The sequence below is a fragment of the Micromonospora sp. DT81.3 genome, from assembly GCF_049847225.1.
Taxonomy (GTDB): domain Bacteria; phylum Actinomycetota; class Actinomycetes; order Actinomycetales; family Microbacteriaceae; genus Microbacterium.
The window spans coordinates 409,581-435,102 of the sequence record NZ_JBNCNY010000003.1; the positions used below are offsets into that span (position 1 = coordinate 409,581).

23 protein-coding genes and 1 tRNA gene are annotated in these 25,522 nt (G+C 70.6%); 3 read left to right on the top strand and 21 right to left on the bottom strand.

The genetic code is table 11. The features are described from left to right. Positions 1 to 85: 85 nt before the first annotated feature. The 15 genes from ACPW96_RS09730 to ACPW96_RS09800 all read right to left on the bottom strand — a co-directional run bounded on the left by ACPW96_RS09730 (position 86) and on the right by ACPW96_RS09800 (position 13,454). Complete coding sequence (locus tag ACPW96_RS09730) at positions 86 to 1,057, bottom strand: D-arabinono-1,4-lactone oxidase (protein WP_425882962.1); 972 nt, start codon at positions 1,055 to 1,057, stop codon at positions 86 to 88. After that, positions 967 to 1,398 (bottom strand): FAD-binding protein, encoded by a 432-nt coding sequence (locus ACPW96_RS09735; RefSeq protein WP_425882877.1) that lies wholly within the window; start codon positions 1,396 to 1,398, stop codon positions 967 to 969. The genes ACPW96_RS09730 and ACPW96_RS09735 overlap by 91 nt, the downstream gene beginning before the upstream one ends. Beyond that, entirely contained in the window at positions 1,395 to 2,552 is a 1,158-nt protein-coding gene (locus ACPW96_RS09740) for an alanine racemase (protein WP_425882964.1), read from the bottom strand. The genes ACPW96_RS09735 and ACPW96_RS09740 overlap by 4 nt, the downstream gene beginning before the upstream one ends. Before the next feature lie 175 nt (positions 2,553 to 2,727). After that, positions 2,728 to 2,801: transfer RNA gene (locus ACPW96_RS09745), tRNA-Leu, on the bottom strand. A gap of 17 nt (positions 2,802 to 2,818) precedes the next feature. Further along, positions 2,819 to 4,219, bottom strand: a complete 1,401-nt coding sequence (locus tag ACPW96_RS09750) for an NAD(P)/FAD-dependent oxidoreductase (RefSeq protein WP_425820102.1) — start codon at positions 4,217 to 4,219, stop codon at positions 2,819 to 2,821. A 7-nt stretch (positions 4,220 to 4,226) separates the two neighbouring features. Then, positions 4,227 to 5,528: a S8 family serine peptidase gene (locus ACPW96_RS09755; RefSeq protein ID WP_425882878.1), complete on the bottom strand. Its 1,302-nt coding sequence runs from the start codon at positions 5,526 to 5,528 to the stop codon at positions 4,227 to 4,229. Continuing rightward, complete coding sequence (locus ACPW96_RS09760) at positions 5,525 to 6,043, bottom strand: DUF501 domain-containing protein (RefSeq protein WP_425882879.1); 519 nt, start codon at positions 6,041 to 6,043, stop codon at positions 5,525 to 5,527. The genes ACPW96_RS09755 and ACPW96_RS09760 overlap by 4 nt, the downstream gene beginning before the upstream one ends. A 38-nt stretch (positions 6,044 to 6,081) precedes the next feature. Continuing rightward, positions 6,082 to 6,636, bottom strand: coding sequence for an FtsB family cell division protein (locus tag ACPW96_RS09765; protein ID WP_425882880.1), 555 nt, complete (start codon positions 6,634 to 6,636; stop codon positions 6,082 to 6,084). A 31-nt stretch (positions 6,637 to 6,667) separates the two neighbouring features. Next, positions 6,668 to 7,948 carry a phosphopyruvate hydratase gene (gene eno, locus ACPW96_RS09770; RefSeq protein WP_425820098.1) on the bottom strand — a complete coding sequence of 427 codons (1,281 nt, stop codon included), beginning with the start codon at positions 7,946 to 7,948 and terminating at the stop codon, positions 6,668 to 6,670. Positions 7,949 to 8,066: 118 nt separating this feature from the next. After that, on the bottom strand, positions 8,067 to 8,735 hold the full coding sequence (locus ACPW96_RS09775; protein WP_425820097.1) for an O-methyltransferase: 669 nt from the start codon (positions 8,733 to 8,735) through the stop codon (positions 8,067 to 8,069). Between the two features lie 31 nt (positions 8,736 to 8,766). Then, on the bottom strand, positions 8,767 to 9,774 hold the full coding sequence (locus ACPW96_RS09780) for a DUF1648 domain-containing protein (RefSeq protein ID WP_425882881.1): 1,008 nt from the start codon (positions 9,772 to 9,774) through the stop codon (positions 8,767 to 8,769). Continuing rightward, complete coding sequence (locus ACPW96_RS09785) at positions 9,771 to 10,136, bottom strand: GntR family transcriptional regulator (protein WP_425820095.1); 366 nt, start codon at positions 10,134 to 10,136, stop codon at positions 9,771 to 9,773. Before ACPW96_RS09785 ends, ACPW96_RS09780 begins: the two co-directional genes overlap by 4 nt. A gap of 174 nt (positions 10,137 to 10,310) precedes the next feature. After that, positions 10,311 to 11,615, bottom strand: coding sequence for a histidine--tRNA ligase (gene hisS, locus ACPW96_RS09790; protein ID WP_425882882.1), 1,305 nt, complete (start codon positions 11,613 to 11,615; stop codon positions 10,311 to 10,313). Between the two features lie 43 nt (positions 11,616 to 11,658). Further along, a complete protein-coding gene (locus tag ACPW96_RS09795; protein ID WP_425882883.1) occupies positions 11,659 to 12,300 on the bottom strand; it encodes a MazG family protein in 642 nt (213 codons plus the stop codon). Further along, a complete protein-coding gene (locus ACPW96_RS09800; protein WP_425882884.1) occupies positions 12,297 to 13,454 on the bottom strand; it encodes a Na+/H+ antiporter NhaA in 1,158 nt (385 codons plus the stop codon). The genes ACPW96_RS09795 and ACPW96_RS09800 overlap by 4 nt, the downstream gene beginning before the upstream one ends. A gap of 98 nt (positions 13,455 to 13,552) precedes the next feature. Between ACPW96_RS09800 and ACPW96_RS09805 the strand changes: the two genes are divergently transcribed. Both ACPW96_RS09805 and ACPW96_RS09810 read left to right on the top strand, forming a co-directional pair. Beyond that, complete coding sequence (locus ACPW96_RS09805; RefSeq protein ID WP_425882885.1) at positions 13,553 to 16,225, top strand: phosphoenolpyruvate carboxylase; 2,673 nt, start codon at positions 13,553 to 13,555, stop codon at positions 16,223 to 16,225. A 50-nt stretch (positions 16,226 to 16,275) separates the two neighbouring features. Further along, the gene (locus ACPW96_RS09810; protein WP_425882886.1) at positions 16,276 to 16,461 is read left to right on the top strand and encodes a hypothetical protein; all 186 of its coding nucleotides are present in this window, start codon (positions 16,276 to 16,278) and stop codon (positions 16,459 to 16,461) included. Between the two features lie 142 nt (positions 16,462 to 16,603). Here the strand turns inward: ACPW96_RS09810 and ACPW96_RS09815 are convergent, their stop codons facing one another. The 6 genes from ACPW96_RS09815 to ACPW96_RS09840 form a co-directional block, all read right to left on the bottom strand. Then, on the bottom strand, positions 16,604 to 17,203 hold the full coding sequence (locus ACPW96_RS09815; protein WP_425820091.1) for a gamma carbonic anhydrase family protein: 600 nt from the start codon (positions 17,201 to 17,203) through the stop codon (positions 16,604 to 16,606). Between the two features lie 10 nt (positions 17,204 to 17,213). Continuing rightward, the gene (locus ACPW96_RS09820) at positions 17,214 to 17,927 is read right to left on the bottom strand and encodes a DUF2652 domain-containing protein (RefSeq protein WP_425882887.1); all 714 of its coding nucleotides are present in this window, start codon (positions 17,925 to 17,927) and stop codon (positions 17,214 to 17,216) included. Between the two features lie 46 nt (positions 17,928 to 17,973). After that, positions 17,974 to 19,668, bottom strand: coding sequence for an MFS transporter (locus tag ACPW96_RS09825; protein ID WP_425820089.1), 1,695 nt, complete (start codon positions 19,666 to 19,668; stop codon positions 17,974 to 17,976). Between the two features lie 80 nt (positions 19,669 to 19,748). Next, positions 19,749 to 23,354, bottom strand: coding sequence for a transcription-repair coupling factor (gene mfd, locus ACPW96_RS09830; protein ID WP_425882888.1), 3,606 nt, complete (start codon positions 23,352 to 23,354; stop codon positions 19,749 to 19,751). 188 nt (positions 23,355 to 23,542) lie between these two features. Beyond that, the gene (pth, locus tag ACPW96_RS09835) at positions 23,543 to 24,127 is read right to left on the bottom strand and encodes an aminoacyl-tRNA hydrolase (protein WP_425882889.1); all 585 of its coding nucleotides are present in this window, start codon (positions 24,125 to 24,127) and stop codon (positions 23,543 to 23,545) included. 123 nt (positions 24,128 to 24,250) lie between these two features. Continuing rightward, entirely contained in the window at positions 24,251 to 24,886 is a 636-nt protein-coding gene (locus ACPW96_RS09840) for a 50S ribosomal protein L25/general stress protein Ctc (RefSeq protein ID WP_425820086.1), read from the bottom strand. Positions 24,887 to 25,175: 289 nt separating this feature from the next. On the opposite strand from ACPW96_RS09840, the gene ACPW96_RS09845 reads away from it, so the two are divergent. Continuing rightward, on the top strand, positions 25,176 to 25,301 hold the full coding sequence (locus ACPW96_RS09845; protein ID WP_425820085.1) for a hypothetical protein: 126 nt from the start codon (positions 25,176 to 25,178) through the stop codon (positions 25,299 to 25,301). The last annotated feature ends 221 nt before the right edge of the window (positions 25,302 to 25,522 follow it).

The following is a 25,522-nucleotide window of genomic DNA, read 5'->3' on the forward strand; positions in this document are numbered from 1 at the left end:
CTTCGAGATGATCCTCATCATCCTAGCCGCGGCTCTCTGCGAGGCACCGGATGCGCGGGTGCTTCTCAGCGGCAGAGCCGGGCCGTCACCGCCCCAGCACCCGTTCGAGGTAGTGATTCGCGAACATGCGCGACGGGTCGAGCCGATCGCGCAGCGCGACGAAGTCGTCGAACCTGGGATATCGCGTGCGCAGCGCCTCGGCATCCAGAGTGTGCATCTTGCCCCAGTGCGGGCGCCCGTCATGTGCGAGCATGATCCGCTCCACCGCTTCGAAGTACTCGGTGGGGTTCTCCCGCCAGTAGCGGTGCACCGCGATGTACGCCGTGGCGCGACCGTGCGCCGTCGAGAGCCACAAGTCGTCCGCGGCGGCGAAGCGCACCTCGACCGGGAAGGAGATCTTCCACCCTCGTCGGCTGATGAGCGCACGCATCTCGGTGAACGCTGCGCCCACGTTCTCGACCGGCAGCGCGTATTCCATCTCGCGGAAGCGCACGGTGCGGCTCTGGGTGAAGACCCGCGTGGAGACATCGGTGTACTCACGGTCCCCGGTGAGCCGCACGGCGAGGCGGCTGATGGGAGGGACGATGAACGGCGCGACCGCTCCGAGCCCGCAGGCGACCCGGTACAGCCCGTTGGAGAGCACCGCCTCGTCGATCCATTGGCCGACGCGCGGAAGAGGCAGCCGCACGGCGCTCTCCGGAAGGCGGGTGTTCGTCTTCGTCAGGGCGACGTCGGTGTGCGGGAACCAGTAGAACTCGAAGTGATCGGCCTGGGCCGCGCGCGAGAGCATGTTCGCGAGCACGTCGTCGAGCGGTTCCGGGTGCTCCACGGCGTGCAGCACGAAGGCCGGCACGCACTGCAGGGTGACATCGACCAGGATGCCGAGGGCGCCGAGCCCGAGAGCGACCGCGGGCAGCAGATCGGCGTTCTGGGTCTCATCGACCGTCAGGAGCGCGGCATCCGCCGTCACCAGCGTCGCACCGACGACCTGGGTGCTGATGCCGCCGAACCGGGCGCCCGTGCCGTGCGTGCCCGTGGAGATGGCCCGGAGATCGATTGGCGGTCGATATCACCGAGGTTGGGCATCGCGAGGCCGTGTGGCGCCAGCAGAGCAGGAATCCGGTGCAGGCGGGTTCCCGCGAGCAGGCGGACGCGCAAGCGCTCCGTATCAACCTCCACCAGCCCAGTGAGGTCCGAGAGGTCGAGGAGGACTCGCGGTGCCAACGCGATGCCGGTGAAGCTGTGACCGGCGCCGACGGCCTTCAGCCGGGTACCGCGTGCACCCGCGGCCTGCACCGCCCGCTGCACCGCGTCGACGGTCGCCGGCGTCTCCACGCTCCGCGGCCTCACCTTCGCGGTGCGACCCCAGTTCTCCCACGTGCCGCCGGGGCGCGTCACAGGAACGCCCGCCCTTCGCCGCGGTAGGTGGGAAGCTCTCGCACGACGTGATCGCCTTCGACGAGGTGAAAGGCGTCGACGCGTTCTGACAGCTCCCCGCTCTTTGCGTGACGGAACCAGACCCTGTCCCCCACCGCGAGGCGTCGCGCCGCCGGCCCCTGCAGCGGTGTCTGCACTTCGCCGGCACCCTCTCGGGGCAGCGTCTTGAGGCCGGCCGGCCAGACCGGAAGCGGCTGGCGCGACGCCACGGGGGGCCCGGAGGCGATCCATCCGCCGCCCAGCACCGTCGCCACGTCGGGCAGGGGCTTTCGGACGACATCGAGTGCGAAAGCGGCGGCCGGTGCGGGATCGAACGCACGGTAGCCGTCGAAGAGATGTCCGCCCAGCAGTCCGCTGCCGGCGGTGAGCTCGGTGACGGCGGGGTCTCCGGCCGTGTACTCCAGGGAGCCGGTGCCGCCGCCGTTGACGAACTCGAGGGGAGCGATGCGGCGGACGCCTTCGACGATGGCGGACCGGCGCGTGAGCAGCTCCTCGCGCGAGCGGCGCTGGATCCAGCGGATCACGCCATCGCCGGAGCCGGTGTCGTCGGGCTGACCGGCGATCTGGGCCTCGTACATCATCAGGCCGACCAGCGTGAAGCCGGCGCGGTCGACGACGCGGCGCGCGAACGCGGCGACCTCGCCAGGAGTGAACAGCGGCGAGCGGCGCACGCCGATGTGCCCGAGGCCGGGAGCGCGCCACGAGGCGTCGGCATCGATCGCGACCCGCACCTTCGCGCGCCGTCCCGGCGCCGCGATCGCGTCGATCAGATCGAGCTGCGCGAGGTCATCGATCATCAGGGTCACCCGTGCCGCCGCGCGGTCGTGGATGAGGAGCCGTGCGAGTGCCGCGCGGTCGGCCGTCGGGTATCCCACCACGATGTCTTCGTAGGTCTCCGCAAGCCAGAGCGCCTCCGGGAGCGTGAAGGCGAGGATGCCGCGATAGCCGGGCAGACGCAGCGTGGCATCCAGCACCTCGCGCACCCGGATCGACTTGCTGGCCACCCGGATCGGCACGCCGCCGGCCCGCACCAGCAGGTCGAGCGCGTTGTACCGCAGGGCATCGTTGTCGATGACCGCGACGGGCGCGGACAGGGCGCTGGTGGCCGTCGTCAGTCGGCCCCACCACGCCGCCGGGTCGCTCCATCCAGGAACCGGGGCGGCGGTGGCGGGGGCGGTCAGATCGAGCACGGAGCCCAGCCTAGGGCCGCGCGAGGACCGGCGACTGCACGCGCCGACCGAAGCGTGCGCCGACGCCATCCATCACCGCCGACGGGCCGTGATCCGGGGGTACCCCCGCCGGGATTCGAACCCGGACTGAAGCGAGTTTAAGTCGCCTGCCTCTGCCGGTTGGGCTACGGGGGCCCGACCTGAGGCCCGGGCTAGCGGGCCGCCGCGGTCTGCTTGACGGGCGCCTCGGTCTTGGGCGCCTCCTCGGGCGCCTCCGGAACCTTCGGCTGCGCGGGGCGCGGCCGCGCCGCGAATTCCTCGAAGACGTAGCGCGGGTTCTGCACGGCCTGCAGCGTCACGATGTCGCGGCCGAGCCAGAGGTTGTTCCACCAGCCCGACAGCACCCGGAACTTGCGCTCCCACGTGGGCATCGCGAGACCGTGGTAGCCGCGGTGCGCCACCCAGGCGATAAGGCCCTTGAGCGCGAGGTTGCCGGACTGGAACACGCCGTCATAGAGACCGAGGCCGGCGACGGCGCCGATGTTCTTGTGCACGTACTCGCGGGGAAGTTCGCCGCGAAGCACCGCAGTGAGGTTCTTCGCGAGCAGCTTCGCCTGGCGGACCGCGTGCTGCGCGTTGGGCACGCAGTACCCGCCGACGCCGCCTCCGGACAGGTCGGGAACGGCGGAGACGTCACCGGCGGCCCACGCCCCCTCGACGATCTCGTCCTCGGTGCCGACGCGCAGGTCGGCACGGGTGGCGATGCGACCCCGCTCTTCGACGGGAAGGTCGCCCCCGCGCACCACCGTGGGGTTGGCCATGACACCGGCGGTCCAGATGATCAGGTCGCTCGGGATCGTCTCACCCGTCGACAGCTCGATGTTGCCGTCGATCGCACCCTGCACCTGCGTGTCGAGGTGGATGTAGGCGCCGCGCTTGGCGAGGTCCTTCAGCACCCACTCGCTCGTCTTCAGCGAGACCTCGGGCATGATGCGGCCCATCGCCTCGATGAGGTGGAAGTGCGTGTCCTCGAAGGTGAGCTGCGGGTAGTGCTTGAGAAGCCCAGAGGCGAAGGAGCGCAGCTCTGCGAAGACCTCGATGCCGGCGAAGCCGCCGCCGACCACGACGACGGTCAGCAGGCGGTCGCGCTCGGGTCCCGGGGGAAGCAGGGCCGCCCGGTCGAAGTTGGTCAGCAGGCGGTCTCGGATCGCGACGGCCTCCTCGATCGTCTTCAGCCCGATCGCGTTGTCGGCGATGCCGGGAATGGGGAAGGTGCGCGACACGGCGCCGGCGGTGACGACGATGTGGTCGTACTCCTGCTGCCACGGCGCGCCATCGGGCGGCGTGATGGTGGCCGTCTTGTGCGCGTGGTCGATGCCGGTCACCTTGGCGGTGATGACCGTCGTCCTCTTCAGGTGACGGCGGAGGGCGACCACGGAATGGCGCGCCTCGATGGAACCGGCGGCGACCTCGGGGAGGAACGGCTGGTAGGTCATGTAAGGCAGCGGGTCGACGATCGTGACTTCGGCTTCACCCTTGCGCAGGTGCTTCTCGAGCTTCCACGCGGTGTAGAAACCGGCATATCCGCCACCGACAATGAGGATCTTGGGCACGGTGAGGCTACTCCTTGAGAGGATCTTGGCTCGGCGTGCGGGTTGCGCGCGCCAATCGAATGCGCCGGGCAGCAGCGGTGACGCCGAGCCCGATAAGGATAGCAGGCACCGTGAGGGCGAGCAGAGGCAGCGTCCCGTAGAGCAGGGTGTCCTCGGACGGCAGAAGCGCGGATGCGTCCTCCGACGGCGGGTCGGGCGCGGGAAGCGGCGGCACCTCCACCGGCGCCGCCGACGGCGCAGCCTGCGGAGCGGAGTCGGCGCGGCGGTAGAGGCGGACCCACTCGGCGAGGCTGCCCATGGGGTTCTCGTCGACGCGCGGCACGTCGGCCGTGACGGCGGCCCCCGCATCCACCAGGCCGTAGCCGTACAGCGGGTCGGGAACCGTGGTGGAGCCGGCGGCCGGACGAGCGGTGGCGATGATCCTGTTGATCACATTCGACGCATCCAGGGAGGGATGCGCGGCTCGCACGAGCGCCGCGATCCCCGCGACGATCGGCGCCGCACCGCTCGTACCGCTCCAGGTGACGAGGCGCCCGTCAGCCGAGACGCCGAGCAGCCCCTCGCTCGGAGCCGACACGCCGATCACGATTCCCTGGGTCGACGCCTCCAGGCTCGCTGCGCCGGTCGGATCGACCCCCGCGACCGTAAGCACGCCCGGGATGGTGGCAGGCGCGCCGACCGCCGTCGTGCCGCTCCCCCGGTTGCCGGCGGCGACCACGACCACGACGTCCTTCTCGAACGCGTACAGGAACGCGTCGTCCCAGCTCTCGTCCCAGTCGAGGGTGTTGGTCGTCAGGGACAGGTTGATGACGTCGGCGCCGTTGTCGACGGCCCACACGACGGCATCCGCGATCTGCTCGCTGAAGCCCACCGGCGCCGATGCGCCGAACCCGACCGAGACGGACAGCAGATCGGCCTCGGGCGCCACGCCGATCATGCCGCCGCCGGTGCCGTTGCCGCGCCCCGCGGCGAGGGAGCCGACCCAGCTGCCGTGGCTGCGATCCACCGCGCCGATAGGTGTGCGCCCGTCGTTGGAGCCGATCCCGGAGACGTCGGTGCCGCCGACGACGGCGCCCTCGAACTCGATGGGTCCCTCGGCGATGCCGGTGTCGATGACGGCGATGCGCACGCCGGCGCCGCGCGTCGTCTGCCACGCGTTCCGGATGCCGTAGGAATCGAGCCAGTACTCCGCCTTGCGCACCGGATCGTTCGGGTCCTCGGGCACGGGTGGCGGCGGTGCCGCGGCGGTCAGCACGAACATCGCGGCGGCGGCCACCGCCACGACGGCCGCGCGCAGGACCCGGGTCATCCGGCCGACCCCGGCTCTGCGCATTCGCATCGCTGCGGCGACCACGTTCCGCGGACGAGCGCCGCATCGCCGATCGGGTTGACGCCGGGACCGGCCGCGAGCGCGTGTCCCGCCAGCGCGTGCAGGCACTTCACCCGGTTCGGCATGCCGCCGGCCGAGATGCCGTCGATCTCCGACACCTCGCCGAATCCGGCGCGGTCGCGGAGGTAGGCGTCGTGGGCCCGGGCGTAGGCGGCGCGGAGGTCTTCGTCGTCACCGAGCTCGTCGTTGAACTCGTTCATCACCTGCGTGGCCTCGAGCGCCGACATCGCCGCCGTCGCCGCCGGGTGGGTCAGGTAGTAGAAGGTCGGGAACGGCGTGCCGTCGGGCAGACGCGGAGAGGTGGCGACCACCGTGGGGTTGCCGCACGCGCACCGGGCGGCTATGCCGATCACGCCACGGGCGGGGCGCCCCAGCTGAGCGGAGACGACGTCGAGATCGCGGGCGCTCGGTCGCGCGAAGGGAGGGGTCGTCACGTCTTAAGGCTACCGGCGCCCGCTGAGATGCCGCTGGGTCAGGGCGCGGGTGTCGTGCTCGGTGCGGGGTCCGGCACCCCGATCGTCGGTGCGCGGATCACATCCGCCATGCCCGCCGACGTCACGGACCGCACGAGCTGCGCCATCCAGTCGGTGCGCGTCTCGGCGACCTCGTCGCTGATGGGATCGGGTTCCTGCGGCACGAGTGCCGCCTCGAGGTCGTTGTCGACGAGGTAGACGACCTCTCCCGGACGCACGTAATAGAGACGCTCCCTGGCCTGCGTGGTGATGTACGCCGGATCCTTCCAGCGGTCGCTCTCGGCTTCGAGCTCGGCAACCTCCTCGCGGCTCGCCTGCACCGACTGCTCGAGCGCCTCGATCTGCTGCTGCTGGTCGAGGTACGTGCCGAACGTCGGCACCAGCACGAACGTCGCGAGCACGACCAGTCCCAGCATGATCACCATGAAGCCGGACAGCCGGATGCCGCCGAGCCACGCGCGCACATCGACCTGACGGCGCTCCGCGCCGGGTGCCCGTCCCGGCGTCCGCGAACCGCCGGACACAGCGGAGGGGGGAGCCGTGGTCTTGGCCATGACTCCCCCCTCTCGGAATGCGTGTGCGAGCTCAGCCCTCGTAGCGCTTGAAGGCGGAACGCCCGGCGAACACCGCGGCGTCTCCCAGTTCCTCTTCGATGCGCAGGAGTTGATTGTATTTCGCGACGCGCTCGCTCCGAGCGGGCGCGCCGCTCTTGATCTGACCCGAGTTCGTCGCGACGGCCAGATCGGCGATCGTGGTGTCCTCGGTCTCACCCGAGCGGTGCGAGAACATCGTCGTGTAGCCGGAGCGGTGGGCCAGGTCCACGGCATCCAGCGTCTCGGACAGCGTGCCGATCTGGTTGACCTTCACGAGGAGCGAGTTGGCGACGCCCCGCTTGATGCCGTCCGCGAGGCGTACCGGGTTGGTGACGAACAGGTCGTCGCCGACGAGCTGGATCTTCGATCCGAGCTTCTCGGTCAGGTGCTTCCAGCTGTCCCAGTCGTCTTCGGCGAGGGCGTCCTCGATGGTGATGATCGGGTAGGCGTTCGCCAGTTCGACGTAGTAGTCGGTGAGCTGCTCGGCGGTCCAGTTCTTGCCCTCGAAGACGTACGAGCCGTCCTTGAAGAACTCGGTGGCTGCGACATCCATGCCCAGCGCGATCTCGGTGCCGGGCGTGAAGCCGGCCTTCTCGATGGCCCGGATGAGGAAGTCGAGGCCCTCGCGGTTGCTCTTCAGGTCGGGGGCGAAGCCGCCCTCGTCGCCCAGGCCGGTGGCGTAGCCGGCGCTCAGCAGCTCGCCCTTCAGCACGTGGTAGACCTCTGTGCCCCAGCGGAGCGACTCGGCGAACGTCTCGGCCCCGATCGGCGCGAGGAAGAACTCCTGCATGTCGATGCCGTTGTCGGCGTGCGAGCCGCCGTTGATGACGTTGAACAGCGGCACGGGGAGCACGTGTGCGTTGGGCCCGCCCAGGTAGCGGAAGAGCGGCAGATCGGCGGAGTCGGCGGCCGCCTTGGCGACGGCCAGGCTCACGCCGAGGATGGCGTTGGCGCCGACGCGCCCCTTGTTCTCGGTGCCGTCGACCTCGACGAGGATCTCGTCGACGATACGCTGCTCGCTCGCCTCGATGCCCTCGAGTGCGGGGCCGAGCTCGTCGATCACCGCGGCGACGGCCTTCAGCACGCCCTTGCCGCTGTAGCGGGTCTTGTCTCCGTCCCGCAGCTCGTAGGCCTCGAAGGCCCCGGTCGACGCGCCGGAGGGGACGGCGGCCCGCTGCACGATTCCGTCGTCGAGGAGCACCTCCACTTCGACCGTCGGGTTACCGCGCGAATCCAGGATCTCGCGTGCGCCTACTGCCTCGATCAATGCCACGGGGAAAACTCCTTGCTCAGTGGATGGTGCGTGGAGCGTCGTCGATCCGCGGCCAGTCTAGCGACGCGGATGCCGCGGCATGGGGCTCGAGGCGACCACGTGTCGCGCGGCGGCGCCGTCATACGACCAGCGCGACCGCCACGCCGTCCCACCCCTTGACGCCGACCGTCTGCAGCGCCGTGGCGTCGAACCGCGGATCGGACCCGAGCATCTCGAGAGCGTCGCGCGTGCCGCGCACCATCGAGTCGGTCGACCCGCTGTTCGCGATCTCGCCCGCCCGCCCCACGTTGTCGAGCACGATCACCGTGCCCGCCCGCCCGAGTCGGGCCGCCCAGTCCAGGTACACCGTGTTCGACTCCTTGTCGGCGTCGACGAAGACGAAGTCGAAGGGTGCCGTGCCCTCCAGCGAGGGCAGCACCTCCGCCGCTCGGCCGATGAGGATGTCGACGCGCTGGCCCACCCCGGCGGCGTCGACGTTGCCCCGGGCGATCTCGGCGTTGCGGGGTTCCGCCTCGATCGTGACGACCTGGCCCTCCGCGCCCACTCCTCGCGCCATCCAGATCGTGGAGTAGCCGCCGAGCGTCCCGATCTCGAGCACGCGCCGCGCCCCGGAGATGCGCACGAGGAGGTTCAGCAGCTTGCCGGATACCGGCGCCACCTCGATGGAGGGGAGCCCCTGCCGCCGTTGCGAGGCGAGCACGGCTTCGAGCGCCGGGTCGTGGCCGACCAGCGTGTCGGCGAGGTACTCGTCTGCGCGCTGCCAGTTCTCGGGGGTGGGCTCGGCCATGCGGCCAGCCAACCCGTGAGGAGGTTCGGCGTCAAGCCCGCTGGCTCGCCAGAGTCTGCAGGAGGGCGGCACCGGTCGTCGCATCGTCGGCCGTCACCACGACCCGCTTGCCGTTGGCGCGCAGGATCTCGACCCCTTCGCCCGCCCGCAGCACGATGCCGAAGCGGCCGGGGGCGAAGCGCAGTCCCCATCCGCCGAACTCGCCCATCGGATTGACCTGCACTGCCGACGCGGAGGCGATGTCCGTCAGCGGCACGCGGAACACGGGCCACCCCAGCGCCGAGCGGGCGGTGAGTCCCGCGTCATCGACGCGCAGGTGGAACGCGATGGTAGTCGCGGCGAGCCCTGCGACGAGGGCCGCGGCGAGAGTCACCACGACAGCGACCAGCACCCCTCCGGAGAGCCAGACCACCACCGCGGTGCCGACGAGGGCGACGACGGCCAGCCCGATGCCGGCCGCCGCACCCAGGCTGAGCGACGTCGTGGACAGCCACACGGCGCGTTCCCCCGGTGCGAGGTCGAGGGTCGAGAGCGTCCCGCGTGGGAGCGGCCATTCCTGGTGCGGCTGCAGGAACCAGCCGGCGATGCCAGCGAGCGCTCCCAGACCGGCCGCCAAGAGCAGCGCCGGCCAGACCGCCGGAGCATCCGCGGCGTCCGCGAGGCCGGCCTGCATGAGCACCGCACCCGTGAGGCCCACCGCCAGAAACACCGCCAGACCCAGCGCGAATGCCCCCATGAATCGGTAGGTCGGTCCACGCTCGCCGCGGCGGAGTCCCGGCAGCAAGGCGGCGGCGATCAATGCCGGTACGCCGAGCCCGAGCAGAACCGTCAGCAGCGGGAAGATCCAGCTGGGACCGAAGCCGTCCGGGCCGCCCGAGGCACCCCAGTGCGTCGCCGCAGGATCGGGCAGCGAGGGGAGGGCTGCGAGCTGGATGACGAGCGCGGCGATGATCGACCATGCCGGCAGGAGCACGGCGACCAGCGCGAAGCGGCCGGCCGCTCGGTCGGCGTTGCGGTCGGGACGGTGGTCGGTCGTCACGGGCGGGCTCCTTCTCTGGCGGTCTGCAGGACGAGTGAGGCAAGGGTGTCGGGGGCGAGGCCGAGGGCGTGCGCGTGGATCGCGAGGGCGAGGATCTCGCGGTGCAGCTCGGCGAGGGGGATGGCCGCCTCCGTCAAGACGGCGCCGCGCCCTCGGCGCATGTCCACGAGCCCTTCGTCGCGCAGCTCCTGGTAAGCGCGCAGGACCGTGTGCAGATTGATGCCGAGCGCTCCGGCGACCTCTCGGGCGGCCGGGAGGCGGTCACCCGGGCGCATTCGGCCGGCCGCGGCATCCGCCCTGACGGAGGCGGCGACCTGCGCGAAGAGGGCGACGTCGCTGTCGGGGTCGATGCGAATGAGCACGCCACTATTCTATAACAAGTAGAACAGTTTCGGGCCCTCTCCATGAAGAGCGACGTTGTACGAGACGGAGATCACAGAGACCGCGACGGGGACGTGGTCGCCCGCGTCCGCCGCGCGGTCTACGTGCGCGAGAAGGGCCGGGTCAGCGCCCGCGCCACGACCTCGGCGGTTCAGTCAGGCGAGGGGCCGCACTTCGACCGCGTCGGTGCCGGCGCTCAGCGTGCCGAACGACGAGTATCCATCGGATGCCGCCCGCTCGAGCAGCGCCTTCAGGTTCTTCGTGCGCGGCTCCACGCGCACCCGCGAGCCGCCTGCCACGAGACGTGCCTTGTGCGTCATCAGCTCGGCCACCGGCACGTCGCGGTCGTACACCAGCACGACGGCGTCGCCGGCGGCTTCGGCGCCCGCATCGAGCAGGTCGACGAGACGCTCGAACCCGAGCGAGAACCCCACGGCGGGAACGTCCGAGCCGAGGAACCGACCGATCATCCCGTCGTAGCGACCGCCGCCGCCCAGCGAGTACGACACGCTCGGGTGTGCCAGCTCGAAGATCGTGCCGGTGTAGTAGCCCATGCCGCGAACGAGGAAGGGGTCGAAGACGAGAGGGATGCCGTCGCCCGCCGACAGGCCCACGGACCCGGCGGACGGCCGTGCCGCTGCGACGGCCTCGCCGATGCCCACCAAGTGGTCGACGATCTCCGCCGGGATCCCCTGCGGAAGCGCCTTGCGGATCTGGCGCTCGCCGTACGGGTGGTACTCCAGGGTCATGGGGCGGCGGGTGAACGCCTCGAACGCGTCGACGGCGCCGGGCGAGGCGCCCCGCTCCCGCAGCTCGGCGACCACTCCGTCGTGCCCGATCTTGTCCAGCTTGTCGATCGTGATCAGCACACCGGGGCGCTCATCCGCAGCGAAACCGAAGCTCTCGAGCATCCACTCGAGTGCCCGTCGGTCATTGATGCGCACCGAGGCACCATCCAGGCCGAGGGCGTCGACGGCATCGAGGGTGGCCGCGATGAGCTCGGCCTCAGCCCGCGACGAGGCATCGCCGATGATGTCGATGTCGCACTGCACGAACTGGCGGTAGCGGCCTTTCTGCGGGCGCTCCGCGCGCCACACCGGCGCCACCTGGATCGCGCGGAAGACACCGGGCAGCTCGCCCCGGTGGCTCGCGTAGAAGCGCGCGAGCGGCACGGTGAGGTCGTAGCGCAGGCCGAGGTCGGTGAGGGCCGAAGGATCCTCGGCCGCCGCTCGGATGGCGTCCGCGTCGAGCCCGCGCTTGAGAACGTTGTAGGCGAGCTTCTCGTTGTCACCGCCGATGCCCGAGTGCAGTCGCGCGTAGTCCTCCATCACGGGGGTCTCGATCTCGTCGAACCCGTGGGCACGGTAGCGATCGCGGATGACGGCGAGCACGCGTTCGCGGCGGGCCTTCTCGGCGGGGAGGAAGTCGCGCATGCCGCGCGGCGGGGTCACGGTTGCCACGTGCTCCAGTCTCCCATCCGCCGGGAGGCTCCCGCGGCGGACGTCATTCGGCGCTGCGGGTCTCCGACGAGCGGATGTCAGCCTCGAGCGTCCGAACGCGCGTGCGCAGCGCGCGCTCGGCATCCATTCCGCTCGCCCGCGCGGCGGCGACGAGGGCCAGCAGCGCGTCGCCGAGCTCCTCCTCGGATCGCGGCGGCGCTGCGGGTTCGACATCCGCCCCCACACTCGCGGCCTTGCCGAGCACCTTCTGCGCCAGAGCCAATGCCGGCATCGCGTGCGAAACGCCGTCGAGCACGCTCTGACGCTGGTGCTTCTCCGCCGCCTTCGCCGCGTTCCAGTGCACGAGCACCTCCTCGGGCGTGCGCGCCGCCGCGTCGCCGAAGACGTGCGGATGCCGCCGCACCATCTTCTCGGTCAGCCCGGCGGCGACATCCTGGATGTCGAACGGCTCGATCTCGTCGCGCGAGGCGATCTCGGCATGGAAGAGCACCTGCCAGAGCAGGTCGCCGAGCTCCTCTCGCAGTTCCGAGCGGCTCCCGCCCTCGACCGCGTCGATCAGCTCGGCACTCTCCTCGACGAGATACGGGACGAGGTCCCGGTGGGTGATCTGCTGCGTCCACACGCAGCGATCCCGCACCGCGTGCATGGTGTCGATCGCGGACTGCACCGCACTCGGATCGGTCAAGACGCCACCTCCGTCCTCTCCCCTCGGGCATAGACCCGCGAACGCCATGTGACCAGGATGCCGGCGAGGATCAGGGAGATGAGCGACCCGCCGAGCACGCCGAGGGTCGCCTGATCTCGCACGGCGGGATCGCCGCCGAACGCGAGTTCGCCGAGCAGCAGCGACACCGTGAATCCGATGCCGCCCAGCGCGCCCGCGGCCAGCAGGTCGCCGAACGCGAGGTGCGGGGCCGCGCCCCTGTTTCCGATACGCAGCGACAGCCACCCGGCCCCGGCGATCCCGATCACCTTTCCGACCGGCAGCGCGATCAGGATCCCCCAGAGCGCCGGGGACAGGTCCGCCGGCGACACCTGCGGGATCACCACGAGGGCCGCGGAGAACGCGAAGATCGGCAGCACCACCCCGTTGATCCACGGTTCCATCTCGTGCCGCGTGCGCATCGCCGGGCCCTGCGCCATGGCGAGGCCGAGGAGCACCCCGGCGATGGTGGCGTGCACGCCCGACTGGTAGATGAGCACCCAGGTCAAGATCGCGAGCAGGACGAGCACGACCGCGATCGGCACCCGTGCCCGGGTGTCGAGCTGCCGGCTGAGGATGGCGAAGGCGACGACGGCCAGGAGCGCCGCGAAGAGCAGGCCGAAGTCGACGTCGGTGGCGAAGAGCACCGCGATGAAGATGATCCCCACGATGTCGTCGAGGATCGCGAGCGCGAGCAGGAACACGCGCAGACCGGATGGCAGACCCTTGCCGAAGACGGCGAGCACGCCCAGCGCGAAGGCGATGTCGGTCGCGGTCGGCACGGGCCATCCTTGCGAGACGTCGGTGCCGCCGGCGATCAGGAGGTAGATGGCGATCGGGACGATCACCCCGCCCGCGGCGGCGATCGCCGGCTGAAGGGCCTTGCGGAGGCTGTTCAGCTCGCCTCGCGTGAGTTCGTACTGGAGTTCGACGGCGACGACGAAGAAGAAGACGGCGAGCAGGCCGTCCGCGATCCAATGGTCGATCGAGAGCTGGAACACGCCCGGGATGCCGACGTAGGCGTGCATGAATTCTTCGACAGGTGCGCCGAGCGGGCTGTTCGCGATCAGCAGTCCGAGCACTGCGGCCGCGAGGAGGACCATCGCGGGGAACCGCGCGGATCGAAGGAGGGACATCGGGTCCTTTCGTGGGCGCTGTCCATCGTAGCGAGAGGGCTCGCTGCCGCCGTGAAACACGTGACGTGACGGAAACACCGCACGACTACCGTGAAAGCGTGCGAGAACTCACACAGACCGAAGCCATCGACCTCGTCGGCCGCTTCGAGGCAGGACAGGAACTTCCGGAGTCCATGCGATCCGATGTGCGGATGCTCGGGTCACTGCTCGGTCAGGTGCTGCGGGAGAGCGGGTCCCCCGGCCTCTTCGAGGACGTGGAGCGCCTGCGGACCGCGACGATCGACGCGTACACCGACGAGTCGCCGGAGGCGTTCGAGCGGGCGGTCGGCGTCGCGGAGTCGTTCACGGTGCAGCGCGCGGACGAGGTCGCGCGCGCATTCACGTGCTACTTCCACCTGGTCAACCTCGCGGAGGAGAGCCAGCGGGTGCGGATCCTCCGCGAACGAGACGGGAGGCCGGAGAAGGAGGACGCCACCGACTCCGTCGCGGCGGCCTTCGTGCGGCTGGCGGCCGAGGTGGGCGATGACACGGCCCTGCAGCGCCTTCAGGGGCTGCGCTTCCACCCCGTCTTCACCGCGCACCCCACGGAGGCGCGCCGGCGTGCGATCTCGACCACGATCCGCCGCCTCGCGGCCCTGCTCGCGGAGCACAACACCGCCGTACGAGGCGGCGCCGATGAGCGCCGCGCTCGCCGGCGGATGCTCGAGGAGATCGACACGCTCTGGCGCACCGCGCCGCTTCGTCAGGAGAAGCCGTCGCCCACCGACGAGGTGCGCGCGGTGATGGCCGTGTTCGACGAGACGCTCTTCACGGCGGTGCCGCATGTCTATCGACGGGTGGATGACGCCCTCCAGGGTGTTGCCGCGGGCCAGCGCGCCCCGGTCGTGCAGCCCTTCGTGCGGGTCGGCTCCTGGGTGGGCGGCGACCGGGACGGGAATCCCTTCGTCACGGCATCCGTCACCCGCAAGGCCGCCGGGATCGCCTCGGAACACGTGCTGATCGGACTCGAGCGCACGGCGGAGCGCATCGGCCGCACCCTGACGCTCGATGCCGTCACGACACCGCCGAGTCCCGGTCTGCTGGGGCTGTGGGAGCGGCTCGCCGCGGTCGACGAGGACGCGGCGGCCGAGATCGCGAAACGCTCTCCCGCTGAGCCGCACCGTCGCATCATGCTGCTGGTCGCCCGCCGCATCGCCGCCACCCGCGCCCGCGATGCGGACCACGCCTACGGCGACCCCGACGAGCTGCTGGCCGAGCTGCGCATCGTTCAGGAGTCCCTCGTCGCGGCCGCGGCTCCTCGGCAGGCCTACGGCACGCTTCAGCAGCTGATCTGGCAGGTGCAGTCCTTCGGCTTCCACCTCACCGAGCTCGAGGTGCGCCAGCACTCCAGCGTGCACGCTCGAGTGCTCGCCGAGCTCGAGGCAGGGCAGACGAGCGAGCTCTCGACCGAGGTGCTCGACGTGTTCCGCGCGGTCGCGTTCGTGCAGAAGCGGTTCGGCCCCCGCGCCGCGGGGCGCTACATCGTGTCGTTCACGCGGTCGGCCGAGGACCTCGCCGCCGTGTACCGCTTGGCCGAGTTTGCAGCCGCATCCGGCGGGCGCGCGCCCGTGCTCGATGTCATCCCGCTGTTCGAGACGTTCGCCGACCTGCAGGCTGCCCCCCGCATCCTGGCCGAGGTCGTCGAGCACCCGGCCGTCGCGGCGCGTCTCGCCCAGACAGGCCGCCGCATGGAGGTCATGCTCGGCTACTCCGACTCGTCGAAGGATGTCGGGCCGGTCGCGGCGAATCTCGCCCTCTACGAGGCCCAGGCCGCGATCTCGGCGTGGGCGCGGGAGGCGGGCATCGAGCTCACCCTGTTCCACGGCCGCGGCGGGGCGCTCGGCCGCGGCGGAGGGCCCGCGAACTCCGCCATCCTGGCGCAGCCGCCGCACTCGGTCGATGGCCGTTTCAAGCTCACCGAGCAAGGCGAGGTGATCTTCGCCCGGTACGGAGATCCCGCCATCGCCATGCGGCACATCGATCAGGTGGCGGCCGCCACGCTGCTGGCCTCCTCCCCGGGCATCGAGCGGCGCAACAGCGCCGCCGCCGAGCGATACGCGGACATCGCGGCCACGATGGATGCGGCATCCCGGGATCGGTTCTTCTCACTTGTCAAGGCGCCCGGCTTCGCACCGTGGTTCGCGACGGTGACGCCGATGGAAGAGGTCGGCCTGCTGGCGCTCGGATCCCGCCCCGCGCGCCGAGGGCTGTCGGTCGAATCGCTGGAGGATCTGCGGGCCATCCCGTGGGTCTTCGCCTGGACGCAGGCGCGCATCAACCTCGCCGGATGGTTCGGTCTCGGCAGCGCCCTCGAGGCGGTCGGCGACGAAGAGCTGCTGCAAGAGGCGTACCGCGAGTGGCCGCTGCTGCACGCGATGGTGGACAACGTCGCGATGAGTCTCGCCAAGGCGGACGCCCGGATCGCGCGCAAGTACCTGGAACTGGGAGACCGGGACGACCTCGCCGAGATCGTGCTGCACGAGATGGCTCTGACGCACTCGTGGGTGCTGCGGGTCACCGGGAGCGACGGCGTGCTGTCCAACCGCCCGATCCTGCAGCGAGCGGTGAAGATGCGGAGCCCCTACGTCGACGCCCTGTCGCTGCTGCAGCTGCGGGCGCTGCGGGCCCTGCGCGACGCACCCCCCGGCGCCGAGACGCCCGACCCGGAGCAGCAGCGCCTGCTCCTGCTCTCGGTCAGCGGCGTGGCCGCGGGCCTGCAGAACACCGGCTGACACGCGCGTCGCTGCGGCCGATGCCGCCGCGCAGGGCTACCGTGACCCTCATGAACACCAGATCCGTGGTGGCAGCCGAGAAGTGCCCACAGTGCGGCTCGTTCGATGTGCGGGCCATCGAGCCCCGGTGGTTCGCGGTCGAGTTCGATCGCCGGACCGAGCTCCGGTCGGAGGACTCCGGCTGGGTCGAGCGCATCGAGTTCGGATGCCGCGACTGCAGCACCGTCTGGGCCTGAGACTGCGCTTGCGCGCCGAGTCTGCGGCCGCGGGCCGCAGTCTCGGCGCGAAGACGCTGTGTCGGCGCGAAGACGCAATGTCGGCGCCGACCCGCAGTGTTGCGGGCGGGAGTGGCGGGAGTTCCGCGCCCGACCCGGCGCGTCAGCCGATCTGATGATCGTTCGCGTGGCGCGCGAGGCTCCGGCCGTACCGCTCGGTGAGCTGCACCATGAGGTCCGGGGTGTCCCGGTCGATGCCGAAGACGTACCCCGGGAAGTCGAGTTCCTTCTGGGCCGCCCAGATGTCCTCGTGCCGGTCGGGTGAGAGCAGCTGCGCGGGGTCGCCGACCGCCACCCATCCGATCGGCACCACGGTCTCCGCCGCAAGCACGGTTCGCAGGTGCACGACCGCGTTGATGCGCACCTCGCAGCGGTCTCCGATGCGGGCTCCGTTGAAGACCCGGGTGCCGGTGGCGAGGAACACCTCGTCACCGACCGTCGCACCGCTCACCGTGGCCCCGGGCCCGATCAGGGTGTGGTCCCCGATGTGCACCGGGTTGGCCGCGCTCCCCCGGATGACGGCGTTCTCCATGACGATGACGTTCTGGCCCAGGATGATGGGCCCGCCCTCCGCCGTCACCACGGCTCCGTGCAGCAGCTGACAGTCGGCGCCGATCGTCACGTCGCCGCTCACGACGGCCGTCTCCGCGACGACCGCGTCCCGGTGGATGCGGGGTCTCGCCCCGAGGTGCTCGAACTCCACGTGTTCCTCCTCAACGGGCGTAACGCACTTTGCGAGCCTGCTTCAGGCCCAGCATGTAGGGGAGCCCCTGGCCGACCGCCGCGAACGTGCTTCCCAGTCGGGCCCGCCAGGGTGGCCGGCGCGCCGGAGGCAGTGGGTCGAGGTCCCCCACGTCGACGAAGTAGGCCCGTACCGGGCCGATCCCCTCAAGGTCGGGAGAGATCTCGTGCACGGGCCCCGGTAGAGCCGACGGGTCGGTGCTGTAGAGCTCCTCGGACAGCAGGACGTACTCGGGTATCGGCACGGAATTCTTCAGCAGCCGGTGCACGTGGATGACGTCGATGCCGACCAGCTTCATCCGGCCACGGATCGTCTGGGTCGCGACGTCGCCGACGTGCGCGACGAATTTCAGTTTCAGGTTGCCGGCTTCCTTGCAGCCGCCGCACGGGCAGAGATTCTTGGCGACGTACTCGCGCTCCAGGTGGAAGGCCTGATGCATGGCGACGGCAGTTCGCAGGATGCCTGCGATGGTGGCGTCGGCGTCGCGCGTATCGACTCTCCGCGAGAGGAAGGCGGCGTCCCCCTCGATCTCGACGAGGTCGTACCCCCGAGCCGCCGCGATCATCTTGTCGAGGATCCGCGCGGTGTTGACCTCGGCGTGAGCGAGGCTCATGCGGTGGGTGCTCATGTACTCGGTGTAGCCCCCGATGTCGGCGATCAACAGGGCGGCACGCTCGGACGTCATGCCTCACAATCCCATCTCCGCCGGTGCAACTCAACAGGCCGGGCGCTCACGGCGACGGGCTCGGCAGATCGTCGAACGGCTCTTCCGGTGTGTACCGGCCGAGCTGGTGATCGACTCCCGTCGCCGCGGCCTGCGCGCTCGGTGTGTACCCGAGCACGACGGAGACGAATCTCTCAGAGCCGATCGCCCGCAGCTGGAGAGCAGTGCTGGCGCGCACGGTGGCCGTCCGCCGGGTGCGGCGGATCAGGGCGATCTCGCCGAAGCCTTCCCCCGGCCCCAGCGTCACCACGACCCGGCCGTCGCCGATGACATCCGCCTCCCCCGACTCGATCACGTAGTACCGGTCGCCGATGTCACCCTGCGTCACCACCGCCTCTCCCGCGGGCACCTGCACCGATTCGAGCCCCCGCGCCAGCTGTTCGATGGCAGGCAGCGGCAGGGGCGCGAACATCGACACCTGCCGCAGCAGCGCGATGTCGAGATCGAGTGCGTCGACGGAGCCGTCCATGCGACGAAGGCGCCCCAGAGCGGCCACGGCGAGCAGAGGGCACACCAGTCCGATGGAGATCAGCGCGGCCTCTATCCCGAACCACTCGATCACCGTCGAGGCGAGGATGGCCCCGACGCCGATGGAGACGGCGACCATGCTCTCCAACACCCCGAAAACGCGAGCCAGGACCGCGTCCGGCGCCAGTCTGCCGATGAGGGTGAACCCCGCCACGTCGATCAGGGCGTTGCCGAGCCCCACGAAGGCCAGCAGGCACAGTGCCGCCGTCTCCTGCGGGAAGACGCCGATGAGCGCCAGAGGCAGGCCCCACAGTGCCACTCCCAGCGCGAACCACCTGCCCAACCGGGCCGTTCCCACCAGGAACGACGCGGCGAGCGAGCCGACGACGGCTCCCACCCCGACCGCTGCCATGAGGGCGCCCACACCGGGATCGCCCGTGCCGAGCAACTCGATCGCGACCACCACCGAGAACACCGTCAGGGCTCCGCGTGTCAGTGACTGCGCCGCCGCAAGGCCGAGAATCAGCAGCAGGTCGCGATTCTGCGTGACCGCACGAATGCCTTCGACCGATTCCTTGACCAGATCGGGACGACGAGGAGCCGCCGGCCGTGGCGGAGCGTCGTATCGGACGCGCAGCAGCAGCGCGGCCGCCCAGAACGAGGAGGCTGCGGCGACCGCGAAGACGACGGACACGTCGGTGAGCGCCAGGAGAACCGCCGCCAGCAGCGGTCCGACCAGCGTAGCCACGGAGTCGAGGAGCCCACGGACGACGTTCGCGCTGGCCAGCTCATGCCCTGTGCGGCACAGCGTCGGCAGAAGCGCTGAGTGCGCGGGCCGGAAGAGCGTGGCCGCGATCGTGGAGAGGACCGCGAGCGCATACACCACCAGCACCGGACCCGACAGCGCGACCGTCACAGCGGCGACCGCCGTGACGAGCCCACGCAATGTCGAGACCACGACGAGCACGCGCTCGCGCCGTCCCCGGTCGGCGAACGGGGAGAGCAGCGGTGCGAGCAGGGCCGAGGGAACCATGCGCAGGAGACCCACCAACCCGAGGGCGACCGCCCCGCCGTCGTTGTAGGCGACGATGCCGAGGGCGACGGTGAAGGCCCACTCGGCGGTCCATGCCCCGAGGAAGCTCAGCTGGGCGCGCCGCAGGTTCGGGTTGCGCCAGTTGCTCGTGAAGGCCCTCATTGCCTCATCGAGCCTGCTGCGGCTCCCGCCTGCGCCCATGAGCAGACCTTAGGGCCTCCGGCGGGTTCTGGGCCACCGACGCCGCACCAGCGGACACGGTGGGCCGGCCGGACCGAGCATCACGACGCCGAACGCGTCGCGTCTCCTCCGGCCGCGGGCTCGGGGACCGGCTCCGGGAAGAGCTGGTCCAGGAACTGCGCGACCCACGCGATCAGCTCCGCGTCGCCGAGCGGCTCGCCCCCCGCCTGTGGCATCGGCACCACCAGCGCCTCGCCGCCGGCCAGCAGCTTCGCCGTCGGGTGCAACCGCTGCAGGCGAACCCGCATGGAGTCGGCGAGCGGCGCCGGCGCCACGCGCAGGTTGCGCCCCATCGCGACGACGTCGGAGAGCCCTGCCCGGGCTGCCCTTCGCCGCAGCCGGGCGACGGCGATGAGGCCGTCCACCTCGGCCGGCGGGTCACCGTAGCGGTCGGTGAGCTCGTCGATGACGGCGTCGATCGCGTCATCCTTGGCGGTGGCGGATGCCGCAGCGGACAGTTTCTGGTACGCCTCCAGGCGCAGCCGCTCGCTGTCGATGTACGTCTCGGGAATCCTCGCGTCGACGGGCAGCTCGAGCCGCAGCTCGGTGGTCCCCTCGACATCCTCGCCGCGGAACGTCGCCACCGCTTCGCCGATCATCCGCAGGTAGAGGTCGAAGCCCACCCCGGCGATGTGACCCGCCTGCTCGGCACCCAGCAGGTTGCCCGCACCCCGCAGCTCGAGGTCCTTGAGCGCCACCTGCATCCCCGAACCCAGGTCGTTGTTCACCGCGATGGTCTGCAGCCGGTCGGCCGCGGTCTCGGACAGCGGCTTGTTCTCGTCGTACACGAAGTACGCGTACGCCCGCTCCCTCGCGCGCCCCACCCGTCCGCGCAGCTGATGCAGCTGGGCGAGCCCGTACTTGTCGGCGCGGTCGATGATGATGGTGTTCGCGTTCGAGATGTCGAGCCCGGTCTCGACGATGGTCGTGCAGACCAGCACGTCGAATTTGCGCTCCCAGAAGTCGTCGACGACCTGCTCGAGGGCGTGCTCCCCCATCTGGCCGTGCGCGACGGCGATGCGCGCCTCGGGCACCAGCTCCGCTATGTGCGCGGCGACGCGCTGGATCGACAGCACGCGGTTGTGCACGAAGAAGATCTGGCCCTCCCGAAGCAGCTCGCGCCGGATCGCGGCGGCGATCTGCTTGTCGTTGTTGGGGCCCACGAACGAGAGGATCGGATGCCGGTCCTCCGGAGGAGTCTGCAGCGTCGACATCTCCCGGATGCCGGTGACCGCCATCTCGAGCGTGCGAGGGATGGGGGTCGCGCTCATCGCCAGGATGTCGACGTTCGTCTTGAGCTTCTTGAGCGCATCCTTGTGCTCGACTCCAAAGCGCTGCTCCTCGTCGATGATCATCAGCCCGAGGTCGCGGAACGCGATGCCCTCGGTGAGGATGCGGTGCGTGCCGATCACCATGTCGACGGTGCCGTCGGCCAGCCCGTTGATCGTGTCGCGGGCCTCCTTGTCGGGCTGGAACCGCGAGAGCGCCTTCACCTTGACCGGGAACCCGGCGAAGCGTTCGGTGAAGGTCTCGACGTGCTGCTTCACGAGCAGCGTGGTGGGCACGAGCATCGCCACCTGCTTGCCGTCCTGGATGGCCTTGAACGCAGCCCGCACGGCGACCTCGGTCTTGCCGAACCCGACGTCGCCGGAGAGCAGGCGGTCCATCGGGATCGGCCGTTCCATGTCGGCTTTGATCTCGTCGATCGTCTGCAGCTGATCGGGCGTCTCGGCGAACGGGAACGCCTCTTCGAGCTCGCGCTGCCACGGCGTATCGGGGCCGAATGCGTGACCCTTCGCCGCCATGCGCGCCGAATACAGCTTCACCAGCTCGACGGCGATGTCGCGGACCGCCTTGCGCGCGCGCCCCTTCGCCTGGGCCCAATCGCTGCCGCCCATCTTCGAGAGCACCGGCGCCTCGCCGCCGACGTACTTCGAGAGCAGGTCGAGTTGATCGGTGGGCACGAACAGCTTGTCGCCCGGATAGCCGCGCTTTGACGGCGCGTACTCGATCACGAGGTAATCGCGAACGGTCTTCACCGCGTTCCGACCACCGGTGGAGACCTCGCGCTGCGTCATCTCGACGAACCGCCCGATGCCGTGAGTGGCATGCACCACGAAGTCGCCGGACTTGAGCTGAAGCGGATCGACGACGTTCCGCCGGCGCGACGCGAGCTTCTTGATGACCCGGTTGTCGCCGCCGATCGTCCGGCCGTAGAACTCGGCCTCGGTGAGCACCGCCAAGCGGGCATCCTCGACCTCGAAGCCCTGCTCGATGGTGCACTGCACCACCACGGCGACACCGGCCTCGGGGGCCGCTTCCAGCCCATCCTCGATGCGCGCGGCAAAGCCCCGCTCCGAGAGCACGTCGCGGGCGCGCTCGACGAGGCCCGCTCCGGATGCCGCGACCACGACGCTCCACCCGCGGCCGAGCAGCTCGCCCACATGGGCCGTGGCACCGTCGACGTTGCCGTGGAACGACGGCACGGCCGACCCCGGTACGCGCACGGCGGCCGCCTCACCGGGCGTCTGCGGGATGTCGGCCGCGCCGCTGTCGAAGGGGTTCAACGTCCACCAGACCGCGCCGCGCTCGTGAGCGTCGTCCCGCAGCCGCGGGATCGTGAGGAAGTCGCCGGCGCCCAGGTCGATCGGGGCCCTGGCGCCGGAGGTCGCGGCGCTCCACGCCGCCTCGAGGAACTCGCGATTGGTGTCGCCCAGGGTGATCGCCCTCGTCACGGAGCGCTCGGGGTCGACGAGCGCCACCGCCGATCCCTCTGGCAGGTAATCGGCGAGCGACACGAGCGGGCCGCCGACGGCCGGAGTCAGCGACTCCATCCCCTCGACGGCGATGCCCTCGCTCATCCGCTCCAGCATGCCGGAGATGGCGGGGAACTCGTCGCGCAGCTCGCGCGCCCGCTGGCGGACCTCGGGGGTGAGCAGCAGCTCGCGGCTGGGGGCCAGCTCGACAGCCGGGATGTCGCCGGGCAGCGATCGCTGATCGGCGACCTGGAACGCCCGGATCTGGTCGACCTCGTCGCCGAAGAACTCCACCCGGTACGGGTGATCCGCCGTCGGGGGGAAGACGTCGAGGATGCCGCCGCGTACGGCGAACTCACCGCGCCGGGACACCATGTCGACGCGGGCATATGCCAGCTCGACCAGCCGGTCCGAGACCTGGGCGAGATCGTGCCCGCGCCCGCCCACCGACAGGGCGATCGGCTCGATCGCGGCGAGGCCCGCGGCGAGGGGCTGCAGCGCGGAGCGCACGGAGGCGGTGATGACCAGCGGCGTCCGCCCGTCCCACGAGCCGATGGCGCGAAGCGCCGCGAGGCGTCGCCCGACCGTCTCCGCACTGGGGCTGAGTCGTTCGTGGGGCAGCGTCTCCCACGCGGGGAAGTGCAGGAGGGTGGCCCCGGGGATGAGTGCGGCGAGCGCAGGTCCGAGCGATTCGGCACGGCGACCCGTCGGCGTCACCGCCAGCAGCGCGGGCGGCCGGCCGGCCTGCGCCCGCCGGGACAGCAGCGCGGCCAGCAGCGGTGCGTCCAGCCCATCTACCAGCGAGAACTCCGCATCGACGGATGCCGCGGCCAGGGCGTCGCGGAAGGACTCGGCGCGCTCCAGCCCGCGCACGATTCCCGAGACAGTCACCGGACGAGTCTATGGCTCACTTCGGACAGAGGCGCCTCCCTCCGATCGCCTCGGGGGCCGCGCCTCGTGCCGCGCTCAGGACAGATGTGGCTCGAGTGGCGCGACGGGCTCATCGGACACCTCCCGGCACCTCTCATCCCAGCGAGCCTGAACGCGGTGCACAGCTGACGCATCCGCGCGCAGACACCTCAGGCACGCGGCGCATGGTAGCGCTGCTGCGCCTCCAGCAGACCCTCGCCGATCAGCTGCTCGACGGCGTCCGCCGCCTCCGCCACGAGCACGGGCAAGGTCGCCCGCTCCGCGGCGCTGAAGGGATCGAGCACCCAGTCCGCCGGGTCCTGGCGGCCCGTCGGCCTGCCGACCCCGACGCGCACACGGGCGAACTCCGGCGTCCCGAGCGCCTTCGCGACGTCCCGCACGCCGTTGTGCCCACCTGGTCCACCGCCCACCTTCAGCTTGATGGTGTCGAACGGGATGTCGAGCTCGTCGTGCACGACCACGATGCGCTCCGGCGCGACGCCGTAGAACCGCTCCAGGCCGGCGACCGGACCTCCCGACACGTTCATGAACGAGTTCGGCTTGGCCAGCACCATCTTCTGGGCGCCGGGACGCAGCCAGGTCTCCACGACGCGCGCGTTCGTCTTGTGCGCCTTGAACACCTCGCCCCGGCGGGCGGCGAGCTCGTCGACCACGAGCTGGCCCACGTTGTGCCGGGTGGCTGCATAGCGGGGGCCCGGGTTGCCGAGGCCGACCACGAGCCACGTCTCAGCCACGTGCGCGCCTTTCGATCGAGAGAGGGGGATGGGGAGGGCGGATGCGGGAGCCCGTGCGGGCACGCCAGAACGAAGCCCGCCCCCACACTAATGCGGGAGCGGGCTGTCGTTCGGGTCGCCTGATTACTCGGACGACTCCCGCGCCTCTTCAGACTCCTCGGCCTGCTCGGCGGCGACGGCCGCATCGGCCTCGGCGATCTCGTCCTCGGCGGCGAGCGTGTCGGTCGGGATCGAGATCGCGACGATCAGCGTCTCCGGGTCGACGATGAGCGAAGCGCCCTGGGGCAGCTTGAGGTCGGCGGCGGTGATGTGCGTGCCGTCCTCGAGGCCCTCGACGTCGAGCTCGATGCGCTCCGGGATGTGGGTGGCCTCGACCTCGAGCAGCACGGTGTTGGCGTCCTGTGCCGCAATCGTGCCGGGGGCGGGCTCGCCGATCAGCGAGACGGGGATGTCGACCTGGATCTTCTCGCCCTTCTTCACGACGAGGAGGTCGATGTGCTCGATGATCTGGTGCACGGGGTCCTTCTGCACGTCCTTCACCAGCGCGAGCTCCGGCGTGCCGGCGACGTCGAGTTCGAGCAGCGCGTTGGCGCGGCGGATCAGCAGCGACACCTGGTGACCGGGAAGCGCGACGTGCTTGGGGTCGGTGCCGTGGCCGTAGATCACGGCGGGGATCTTGCCGGCGGCACGGAGGCGGCGGGCGTAGCCCTTGCCGAAGTTCTCGCGAAGCTCGGCCTGGACCTTGTTGTCGTCAGACATGGGGGTTCTCCTTCTGGGCGTGCGACGAGGATCGGGTCGCACGGTGGTCTCTGGTTTTCGACTCGAACGCAGACGCGTGAGGAAGCCGGGGAGCCCACATCACCGCGTCGATAACGGATGCAAGAGCCGACGCGCTGGTCGTATGCCGCATCCCTCGCCGAGGGTCGATCCACCAGTCTACCCGACTCCCCCGTTCGGCGAGGACACCGGCCGATACACGGGGTGACCGGGTCCTCCCCGCCCGAGGGCTGTACGGTGGAGCCACACGCACTCGACCTCCGGAGGACTCATGCTCGACGGCGCCTTCATCGCGAATCTGATCGCCTGGGGAATCGGCGGCCTCGCCGTGGCCGGGGCGGTGCTGACCACCCTCGCCTTCTGGGAGATGGGCCGGTCGGCGTACCGCAAGGACTGACTCCGGCGCACGGACCGGGAACGTCACACCGCGGGGCCGCTATCAGCCGACGCGATAGCCTGGGAGCGCCCCCTGTGACGATCCGAGGAGTAGACCGTGCCCGAGAACGACCTTGCCACCGACGAGCCGACGGATGACCCCACCGCGGGGACGAAAGTCTCCGGCGACCGGGACGACACCCCGGGTTCGGCCCCCGTCCACGAGGGTGCTCCGGCCCCCGA

Bases quoted from the DNA above. Each gene is read 5' to 3' on its own strand.
- ACPW96_RS09755 (WP_425882878.1), bottom strand. From the start codon at position 5,528: ATGACCCGGGTCCTGCGCGCGGCCGTCGTGGCGGTGGCCGCCGCCGCG.
- ACPW96_RS09765 (WP_425882880.1), bottom strand. From the start codon at position 6,636: ATGGCCAAGACCACGGCTCCCCCCTCCGCTGTGTCCGGCGGTTCGCGG.
- ACPW96_RS09775 (WP_425820097.1), bottom strand. From the start codon at position 8,735: ATGGCCGAGCCCACCCCCGAGAACTGGCAGCGCGCAGACGAGTACCTC.
- ACPW96_RS09800 (WP_425882884.1), bottom strand. From the start codon at position 13,454: ATGTCCCTCCTTCGATCCGCGCGGTTCCCCGCGATGGTCCTCCTCGCG.
- ACPW96_RS09810 (WP_425882886.1), top strand. From the start codon at position 16,276: ATGAACACCAGATCCGTGGTGGCAGCCGAGAAGTGCCCACAGTGCGGC.
- ACPW96_RS09820 (WP_425882887.1), bottom strand. From the start codon at position 17,927: ATGACGTCCGAGCGTGCCGCCCTGTTGATCGCCGACATCGGGGGCTAC.
- ACPW96_RS09825 (WP_425820089.1), bottom strand. From the start codon at position 19,668: ATGGGCGCAGGCGGGAGCCGCAGCAGGCTCGATGAGGCAATGAGGGCC.
- ACPW96_RS09840 (WP_425820086.1), bottom strand. From the start codon at position 24,886: ATGTCTGACGACAACAAGGTCCAGGCCGAGCTTCGCGAGAACTTCGGC.
- ACPW96_RS09845 (WP_425820085.1), top strand. From the start codon at position 25,176: ATGCTCGACGGCGCCTTCATCGCGAATCTGATCGCCTGGGGAATCGGC.